The sequence below is a fragment of the Boseongicola sp. genome (genome assembly GCF_057460485.1).
Window position 1 is genome coordinate 1 of record NZ_JBVCWP010000178.1, and the last position, 7896, is coordinate 7896.

The following is a 7896-nucleotide window of genomic DNA, read 5'->3' on the forward strand; positions in this document are numbered from 1 at the left end:
AATTCTGGGGGAGCCGCCAAAGGTGGCTGGCTCAGAGCCCCAAACGAAAAGCGCCGCCCTGTTAAGGGCGGCGCGGATCGCCCCGCAAGGGGCGAAACAGAGAACACAGATTACTCGGCGTCGGCTTCTGCTGCAGTTTCTTCACCAGTTTCCTGATCGATCATCTTCATCGATAGGCGCACCTTGCCGCGGTCATCAAAGCCCAGAAGCTTGACCCAGACTTCCTGACCTTCTTTCAGAACATCCGACGGATGGTTCAGACGACGGTTCTCAATCTGGCTGACGTGCACAAGACCGTCGCGCTTACCAAAGAAGTTCACAAAGGCGCCGAAATCGACGATCTTCACGACCTTGCCTTTGTAGACTTTGCCTTCTTCCGGCTCGGCCACGATCGAGTGGATCATGTCATAGGCCTTCTTGATAGCGTCACCGTTCGGCGAGGCGATCTTGATGATACCTTCGTCGTTGATGTCGACCTTGGCACCGGACACTTCCACGATCTCGCGGATGACCTTACCGCCCGAGCCTATCACTTCACGGATCTTGTCGGTCGGGATTTGCATGGTCTCGATGCGAGGTGCGTGAACCGAAAACTCGGACGTCTCCGACAGAGCTTTGTTCATCTCGGACAAGATATGCATCCGGCCTGTCTTCGCCTGTGCAAGCGCCTTTTCCATAATTTCAGACGTGATGCCTGCGACTTTGATGTCCATCTGCAGCGATGTGATGCCGTTTTCGGTACCCGCTACTTTGAAGTCCATGTCGCCAAGGTGATCTTCGTCGCCCAGAATGTCGGACAGGATCGCGTAGGACCCGTCGTCTTCCAGAACCAGACCCATTGCCACACCGGCAACCGGCGATTTCAGCGGAACGCCCGCATCCATCATCGACAAAGAGCCACCACAGACCGACGCCATCGACGATGAACCGTTGCTTTCAGTGATCTCGGACACCACGCGCACAGTGTAAGGGAAATCAGTTGCTGCAGGCAGAACCGCCTGAAGCGCACGCCAGGCAAGCTTGCCGTGACCGATTTCGCGACGGCCTGTAAAGCCGAAGCGACCCACTTCACCGACCGAATAGGGTGGGAAGTTATAGTGCAGCATGAAGTTTGAACGATACGTGCCCGAAAGCGCGTCGATCATCTGCTCGTCGTCGCCGGTACCAAGCGTGGTAACAACCAGACCTTGTGTCTCACCACGGGTGAAAAGCGACGAACCGTGGGTCCGCGGCAGAATGCCGGTTTCTGCAACTATATCGCGAATTTCGTCCGTTGCGCGACCGTCGATACGACGGCCATGCTTGACAACATCACCGCGCAGAACTGCCGATTCCAGCTTCTTAAGGGCTGAACCAAGGTTCTCGTCTGCAAGCTGCTCTTCGCTCAAGGTTGCCTTGATCGCGTCGCGAGTTGCGCCAACGGCTGTTGTACGCTCCTGCTTGTCGGTGATCGCATAGGCCGCACGCATATTGTCTTCGCCGGCGGCTTTAACAGCGGCAAAAAGGCCGCTGTAGTCAGGAGCCTGAAAATCGAACGGCTCTTTTGTGGCATCTTCGGCCAGATCGATGATCAGGTCGATAACCGGCTGCATCTCCTGATGCGCAAAGTTTACAGCGCCAAGCATCTCGGCTTCTGTAAGCTCATATGCTTCAGATTCCACCATCATCACGGCGTCTTTGGTGCCGGCGACAACCAGGTCGAGACGCTGCTCGGGGTTGTTTTTCAACTCGTGCATATCGTCGACGGTTGGGTTCAGAATGTATTCGCCATCCTCAAAGCCAACACGTGCGCAGGCGATCGGACCCATGAAAGGAGCACCCGAAATCGTCAGTGCAGCAGAGGCTGCGATCATAGCGATGATGTCCGGGTCATTGACCAGATCGTGGCTAAGCACCGTGCAGATCACCAAAACTTCGTTTTTAAAGCCGGGGACAAACAGCGGACGGATAGGACGGTCGATGAGGCGCGAGGTCAGCGTCTCTTTTTCCGTCGGACGCGCTTCGCGCTTAAAGAAACCGCCCGGAATTTTACCTGCGGCATAATACTTTTCACCATAGTGCACGGTCAGAGGAAAGAAGTCCTGACCCGGCTTTTGGCTTTTTGCGAAAGTCACGTTGGCCATCACGGAGGTCTCACCATATGTGGCGATAACTGAGCCGTCTGCCTGACGCGCAACTTTGCCTGTTTCCAGTGTAAGCGTCTCTTCGCCCCACTGAATGGATTTTTTCACTTCATTGAACATTTTTCGTATCCTGTTTGGGCCTGTCTCGGCGGTCCGAGTGCCCGATTAAGTGGCGGCCCCATTGCCGCCGACCCCTCTTATCATTTCATGCGCCAGGGTCAGTGCGTCACGTCTCAGATAGGCCGCCCTTACAGGAAAATACGCGCTTTGGAAATGAATTTTCACGTTGGTGCGGGGTGTAGTGCGTTCTGCGCATGGCCAAAGGCTCGACTTTTGGGGCTGCGCAATCATTTAGGAGAGTGAAATGTTGAATTTTCGCCCCTTTTTCAGCGCGGCGGTGTCCATTGCTCTGGCGACTCCGGCGATTGCTGCCGACGCCACGTTGATTGTGGATCGCAGCGCGCAATCTGTTGCACTGTATTTCAAGATGGCGGCGACTGATCTCAGGCGGATCTTCGGGATGGGGGCCGAAGGGTTACCGGCGAACGATGGAACGGTTGATGTGCGCGGCTTTATGACGGGACGTTCCCGCTTGCCGACGAGATTTTTGCGTCAAGTACGGTGCGCTTGGGCGGCACTACGACCCCATTTGAGGCGCGTTCGATGATGGTGCATGACCCGGATATAGGGCCGGATTTTACATCGCCCTATGACGCTGAGCTTTCGATCGCCGTCTGCACCTCGCCTGAAACGGTGCAAAATATAAGCCTTGTGACGCTAGAAGGGTATCTGAGGTTTTTCGCGTGGAAGGTCGGCGGGTTTGCCGAGCTGGTGATCGAGCTTCCGGAAACCGGCCGTGGCGTCCTTGAGTTGCGCGTGCGGGAGTTCATTCCTCACGTCGAGGTTTGGGATCAAACTGTGTCTTTGCCAGATGGCGGAGCGCTAACGCTTTGTGCGCCTGAACCTCGGGAGCAAGGGGCTGCGGGTTGGCTTGCAGTGATTGCACTGGCGTTTGCCGCTTTTGCTGCCGGAATGATCTGGCCAAGAACACCAAGAAGGCCGCGAATAGCCACCTAAGACCCGCGCCGGATCGTCGCGCAGTTCTGGAGTGGCCGAGCGCAAGCAATTACCTATAGATTACGGAAAACCTAGTTTGGGTGACTAGAATGCGTAAAACTCTGTCTATTGCGGCAATGCTTATGGCGACTTCGGCGGTTGCTAGCGAGCAAGTTGGCACGATCAAAGTATCGGATCCAGTGATCTATAAAGCCTTCGAGAATGCGAGGGCCGCCGGTGCTTATATGATGATTTCGAACATGGGTGCGGAAGGCGACCTGCTCGTCGATGTCAAGATTGAAGGCCGGATGGCGATGATCCACGAAAGCCGTGAAGAAGATGGTGTCATGCGGATGCTTCATGTTGAGGCAATTTCGATCCCTTCCGAGGGCATGGTCGAATTTGCACCCGGTGGCTTCCATGTGATGATTATGGGGCTTCAGCCTGGCGAATTTCCGACGGGCGACATGGTTGACGCGACGCTGGTCTTTGATCGCGCTGGAGAAGTGCCCGTGACTTTTGTGGTGACCGAGCAAGGCATGGATCACAGCGGGCATTCGGTGTCCAACTAGGACCCTTACTGCGAAAATGGCGCGGGGGTTTCCCGCGCCACATCGTTCGTTCTGGAAGGTCTTTCCGCGTCAGGCTGTCCGGCTCTTGTTGAACCGAAATCCCTTTTAGCGACGCAGGCCGAGGCGTTGGATCAAGTCCTGATAACGGGACTCTTCCTTGGCTTTGACATAGTCCAGAAGCTTCCGGCGCGTCGCGACCATCTTCAAAAGGCCACGGCGACCGTGGTTGTCTTTCTTGTGGGTCTTGAAGTGTTCGGTCAGCGTTGCGATGCGGCTGGAAAGAATGGCAACCTGAACTTCGGGCGAACCGGTGTCGCCTTCTTTGGTGCCGAATTCTTTCATAACTTTTGCTTTTTCTTCAGTCGTAATCGACATCGGGGTCTCCTTAGGGTTTGAGTGATGGCGCAAGCCGGGATGTCGTCCAGCAGGGCCCTTGGAGGGTCCGGCCCCAAATTGCGGCGCGGATGCGGGCGTATAGGAGATCTCGCCCCGTTTGCAAAGCGGTTTCTGGAGAGCGCTGCGACGGGCCTGAGTAGGTCAAGATTTCCGTGGATAGACCCTTTAAATTATAAGCCGGGCAGAACAGGCGAGATTGATGGAAATCCTTCTTGCGATACTCGGCGTGGGCCGTCTCGTTTCATTGGGGGGCAGCGGAGGCTCGGGTGGCGGCTTTGAAAGCTAAAAAACCCGACTTGACGGATCGAGGGTACGCCGGGTCCTGATTTGTTGACCGGAACCGTGTTTGACGATGTGATTTTTGGTCGTGCGGGGAATGACACGATCCGTGGTGATATCGGAAATGACTTTCTCGACGGCACTGGAGATGACGACGCCGAAAGCCTAGAGGGCTGGGAAGGCGCGGTTTAACCATCCGCGCAAGGGACCGCAATCCTACCTTTTGTCAAAACTTCTGGATCTACGCGAAAGTGAATTCATCAAAGAAGAAGCCGCCTGGAAACAAGACGCGGCGCGCGATGTTGCAGAGTGCGAGATAGAAGATGACGGCGGCCCGATGAAGTTTTGCGACAACCGCCGTTTCGGTTTCGATAACGCCTGATGGCTCGGACGCCTTGGAGCTTGCCGATGGCCGGGTGGCGGCAGTTTTGATCGGAGCCATAGATGCGGGTCCGCGAAACGTAAAGCTTGTGGCAGTGGATCAGACTGCCTCTGCCTAGGCGGGTGCCCAAGGGACTGGCGCCTGTAAATAGCTGACGTAAAGCGGATGGCGTGGATGTCGATCTTTGGTTTGTCCAAGACAAAGAAGCGGCGCTTCATGCTCGGACAACATTTGCGCCACCTCATTGCCGCGTCCGAGGTAGGCGCCATGCACTCCCCACGCACAGAGAATGTTGTCTGCCCAACCCGCAGCCTCGTGAAGCTGTGCATTATTGGCGTTGCCAATCGGATTACGCGCTTTCTTAAGTAATGCAGGTTCGGTTTCGCGCCAGGCAAAGATATTGCAGACGCGCATCGCGGCATAGCCAAGCTTGCGTGCGCGACGCTCGCAGCGTTCTACCGTGGGATCGTTCGCCAGCTCAGTGGCCTTCGACGGGTTCAGCATTACAAACAGAAGGCGTCCGCCGCTGGTGCCCCATGTCCGCGTCAAGGCAAAGCGATAGCGCTCGCAATCCGAATACACGGCGCTGCTTTCGGTGCCGTCGATGGCATGCGTCCGAGTGACGAGACTCACAATCGAAACACGCGCGTCGGACTAAGTTCACCGGACCGGTAAATGCCGACCGCAACGGGCTGTCCCTGAAACGAAGCCCATGCAAGATCGCCGAACTCAGCCTCGCTTGATATCACCATTCCTGGATTGCCGTTGCTAAGGCGCGCAGCCCCCTCGGCTGTGGTACGACATTCCGGCAAATCCGCGAGACCAACTTCAAGCGGCAAAAGTATTTCGTCCAACTCGGGTGTGCGCGCCATCTGGTTGATTTGATCCAAAGAGACCGCATCCTCAAGCGTGAAGGGACCGGACCAAATGCGGCGCAATTTTAGAACGTGCCCCAAACATCCCAAAGTCTCGCCGAGATCACGGGCAATCGCGCGGACGTACCCGCCTTTCCCGCATTCCATCTCAAGCGTGGCGTGGTCGGCGTCGGGGCGATCCATCAATTCCAGACGCTGGACAAAAAGTGGTCGGGCCGCGATTTCCACGCTTTCGCCCGCGCGGGCCAAGGCATAGGCGCGTTGCCCGTCGATCTTTACCGCAGAAAATTGTGGCGGGACTTGCAGGATGTCGCCGCTGAAGGCAGGGAGGGCTGCGCGAATTTCGGCGTCTTCCGGACGCGTGTCTGAAGTCGCTATTACCTCGCCTTCGGCGTCATCTGTGTTTGTGGCGGCGCCCAGTTTGATAGTAAATGAATAGGCCTTTGTCGCGTCGGTCACGAATGGCACGGTTTTTGTCGCCTCGCCCAATGCGATGGCGAGGATGCCTGTGGCCTCCGGGTCCAAGGTGCCTGCGTGACCTGCTTTGTTGGCGTCAAACGCCCAGCGCACCTTGCCGACTACCATAGTGGAAGACATCCCCGCAGGCTTGTCCACCACAACCCATCCTGAGATATCGCGTCCTTTTTTACGCCGTGCCACGTCGGTTCCCGCCTTTGGGTTGCATCAAAAAATGTCTGCTATCGGTTGCGGCGGGAGGCGTCAATCAGAGGCGCGCGTAACGGCCAGCATCGGTCCAAATGGAAATCCGAAATCGCGCCGGTTCAAGTCGGGTGCGTAAAGGCGGGATACCTTGCCATCGAGGAAAAGCGCATTGGGCGTGCCAAGCAGGTCGCGAAACAGCCGTGCAAAGTGGTGAAACGTGACCGGAACGTCCGAAATGACCGCGAAAACCGTCCCGTCCTCGGTGACGCCGACGCCGTTTCGAATGAAACGCGACGCGCTGTCTGGCAGGAAGCGGGGGTGAAGCGCGCCATCAATCACAAGCATCGGCCCGGATTGGGTAGCGAAGGTACAAGTCGGCGGATTGGCCGCGAAAGTGCGGCTTTCGATCACCGCAACACTCGCATCTTTGATGCAAAGCACTCCGTTTGGTAAAAGGCCAAAATTGCCCGGTCCTTCACGGGTGACAATTCCGACCTCTTCCATTCCGTTTTCGATATAGAGCCCGACCGGACTGCGATCCGAGTGATACATGCCGCCGTTCATCGCAAAAACGATATCACGTGTTTCGGCTTTTGCTTGGGCGATAATCCGGTCAAACGTACCAAGTATCGCACCTTCGTCATCGCGCAAATAAAGGCGGATGTTGTCGCTTGGTGCGCTCTCGCATACCGAAAAGGGTGTGTCTTCAAAAACGACCGTGCGACAACCCGCAGCCGTGGCCGCGCTTGCCGCCAAAAGCGTCAAACTAATCGCTGTCCAGATCGCGGCGAACATTGTCGTCTGCAAAAAGCCGACGTGTATCGTCAAGCCGGTCAAAAGTTTCATCTATTGCAAACCGGATTTCAGGAGCGAACTTCAGCGCCAGCCCTTTTGCGACAACGCGCCGGATCTCGGCACGGTTCTTGCGCAAGGCGGACAGCGCGGCGTCGCGGTCACCTCCGCCTAGGGGCAAAATATAAGCCGTTGCAACCTTCAGATCGGTCGAGCACCGCACTTCCCCCACCGTGATCGACATGCGGCCAAGGTCAGGGTCGTGTATGTCGCCTCGGTTCAGGACGTCGCTAAGCTTGCGACGGACCAATTCCGCCACGCGCAGTTGGCGCTGACTGGGTCCGGGACCATCATTGAAACGAGGCTTTGCCATACTGCGGATCTAATCGTTCGTGCAGGCTCCCGCAAGCGGCGCTTTTCTCGCGCGCCGCGAGGTCGTATGGAAGAGCGACAAAGGAGACAAAAGATGCACAATCTACCCGGTGTTGTGATCACAGGAGCCGCCGGCCGCATGGGTCAAATGCTTATCAAGGCCGTAAGCGAGAGCGATGCCATGCGACTGGCGGGCGTTCTTGTGCGGCCGGGGCATGCTTGGGTCGGCCTGGATATCGGGGCTGCGATGGGCGGTGCGGAGGTCGGCGTTGTTGTCAGTGATGATGCGTTGGAAACCTTCGCCGCGGCGCAGGCGGTCATCGATTTCACCGCGCCGCAAGCTACAGTTGCCTACGCTGCGACAGCGGCTCAGGCACGGATCGTGC

11 protein-coding genes and 1 pseudogene are annotated in these 7896 nt (G+C 56.8%); 5 read left to right on the forward strand and 7 right to left on the reverse strand.

Translation table 11 applies throughout. From position 1 onward, the window contains the following. Positions 1 to 110 precede the first annotated feature (110 nt). The gene (pnp, locus tag AC221Y_RS16750; protein ID WP_486707801.1) at positions 111 to 2243 is read right to left on the reverse strand and encodes a polyribonucleotide nucleotidyltransferase; all 2133 of its coding nucleotides are present in this window, start codon (positions 2241 to 2243) and stop codon (positions 111 to 113) included. A gap of 244 nt (positions 2244 to 2487) precedes the next feature. On the opposite strand from pnp, the gene AC221Y_RS16755 reads away from it, so the two are divergent. From AC221Y_RS16755 to AC221Y_RS16765, 3 genes are all read left to right on the forward strand, one after another. After that, entirely contained in the window at positions 2488 to 2790 is a 303-nt protein-coding gene (locus tag AC221Y_RS16755) for a hypothetical protein (RefSeq protein ID WP_486707802.1), read from the forward strand. Further along, positions 2787 to 3200 carry a hypothetical protein gene (locus AC221Y_RS16760; protein WP_486707803.1) on the forward strand — a complete coding sequence of 138 codons (414 nt, stop codon included), beginning with the start codon at positions 2787 to 2789 and terminating at the stop codon, positions 3198 to 3200. Before AC221Y_RS16755 ends, AC221Y_RS16760 begins: the two co-directional genes overlap by 4 nt. Positions 3201 to 3289: 89 nt before the next feature. After that, a complete protein-coding gene (locus AC221Y_RS16765; RefSeq protein ID WP_299754238.1) occupies positions 3290 to 3751 on the forward strand; it encodes a copper chaperone PCu(A)C in 462 nt (153 codons plus the stop codon). Positions 3752 to 3856: 105 nt separating this feature from the next. Here AC221Y_RS16765 and rpsO read toward each other — a convergent pair whose 3' ends face one another. Continuing rightward, complete coding sequence (rpsO, locus tag AC221Y_RS16770) at positions 3857 to 4126, reverse strand: 30S ribosomal protein S15 (RefSeq protein WP_299754240.1); 270 nt, start codon at positions 4124 to 4126, stop codon at positions 3857 to 3859. 324 nt (positions 4127 to 4450) lie between these two features. Between rpsO and AC221Y_RS16775 the strand changes: the two genes are divergently transcribed. Beyond that, a complete protein-coding gene (locus tag AC221Y_RS16775) occupies positions 4451 to 4618 on the forward strand; it encodes a hypothetical protein (RefSeq protein ID WP_299754270.1) in 168 nt (55 codons plus the stop codon). A gap of 49 nt (positions 4619 to 4667) precedes the next feature. On the opposite strand, the gene AC221Y_RS16780 is transcribed toward AC221Y_RS16775, so the two are convergent. From AC221Y_RS16780 to rbfA, 5 genes are read right to left on the reverse strand one after another with little or no spacing between them, the layout of a single operon-like run. Continuing rightward, entirely contained in the window at positions 4668 to 4868 is a 201-nt protein-coding gene (locus tag AC221Y_RS16780) for a hypothetical protein (RefSeq protein ID WP_299754242.1), read from the reverse strand. Positions 4869 to 4922: 54 nt separating this feature from the next. Next, positions 4923 to 5441, reverse strand: coding sequence for a DUF1643 domain-containing protein (locus AC221Y_RS16785; RefSeq protein ID WP_299754244.1), 519 nt, complete (start codon positions 5439 to 5441; stop codon positions 4923 to 4925). Beyond that, positions 5438 to 6343: a tRNA pseudouridine(55) synthase TruB gene (truB, locus tag AC221Y_RS16790; RefSeq protein ID WP_486707804.1), complete on the reverse strand. Its 906-nt coding sequence runs from the start codon at positions 6341 to 6343 to the stop codon at positions 5438 to 5440. Before truB ends, AC221Y_RS16785 begins: the two co-directional genes overlap by 4 nt. Positions 6344 to 6403: 60 nt before the next feature. Next, positions 6404 to 7141 carry a phosphodiester glycosidase family protein gene (locus AC221Y_RS16795; RefSeq protein WP_299754248.1) on the reverse strand — a complete coding sequence of 246 codons (738 nt, stop codon included), beginning with the start codon at positions 7139 to 7141 and terminating at the stop codon, positions 6404 to 6406. Then, on the reverse strand, positions 7113 to 7511 hold the full coding sequence (gene rbfA / locus AC221Y_RS16800) for a 30S ribosome-binding factor RbfA (protein ID WP_299754250.1): 399 nt from the start codon (positions 7509 to 7511) through the stop codon (positions 7113 to 7115). The genes AC221Y_RS16795 and rbfA overlap by 29 nt, the downstream gene beginning before the upstream one ends. A 93-nt stretch (positions 7512 to 7604) precedes the next feature. Here rbfA and AC221Y_RS16805 point away from each other — a divergent pair. Then, positions 7605 to 7896 (forward strand): annotated as a pseudogene (locus AC221Y_RS16805) (4-hydroxy-tetrahydrodipicolinate reductase); the annotation flags it as partial.

What these genes read in the sequence shown, in the direction of transcription:
- pnp (WP_486707801.1), bottom strand. Translation starts at nt 2,243, where the DNA reads ATGTTCAATGAAGTGAAAAAATCCATTCAGTGGGGCGAAGAGACGCTT.
- AC221Y_RS16755 (WP_486707802.1), top strand. Translation starts at nt 2,488, where the DNA reads ATGTTGAATTTTCGCCCCTTTTTCAGCGCGGCGGTGTCCATTGCTCTG.
- AC221Y_RS16760 (WP_486707803.1), top strand. Translation starts at nt 2,787, where the DNA reads ATGATGGTGCATGACCCGGATATAGGGCCGGATTTTACATCGCCCTAT.
- AC221Y_RS16765 (WP_299754238.1), top strand. Translation starts at nt 3,290, where the DNA reads ATGCGTAAAACTCTGTCTATTGCGGCAATGCTTATGGCGACTTCGGCG.
- rpsO (WP_299754240.1), bottom strand. Translation starts at nt 4,126, where the DNA reads ATGTCGATTACGACTGAAGAAAAAGCAAAAGTTATGAAAGAATTCGGC.
- AC221Y_RS16780 (WP_299754242.1), bottom strand. Translation starts at nt 4,868, where the DNA reads ATGGCTCCGATCAAAACTGCCGCCACCCGGCCATCGGCAAGCTCCAAG.
- AC221Y_RS16795 (WP_299754248.1), bottom strand. Translation starts at nt 7,141, where the DNA reads ATGTTCGCCGCGATCTGGACAGCGATTAGTTTGACGCTTTTGGCGGCA.
- rbfA (WP_299754250.1), bottom strand. Translation starts at nt 7,511, where the DNA reads ATGGCAAAGCCTCGTTTCAATGATGGTCCCGGACCCAGTCAGCGCCAA.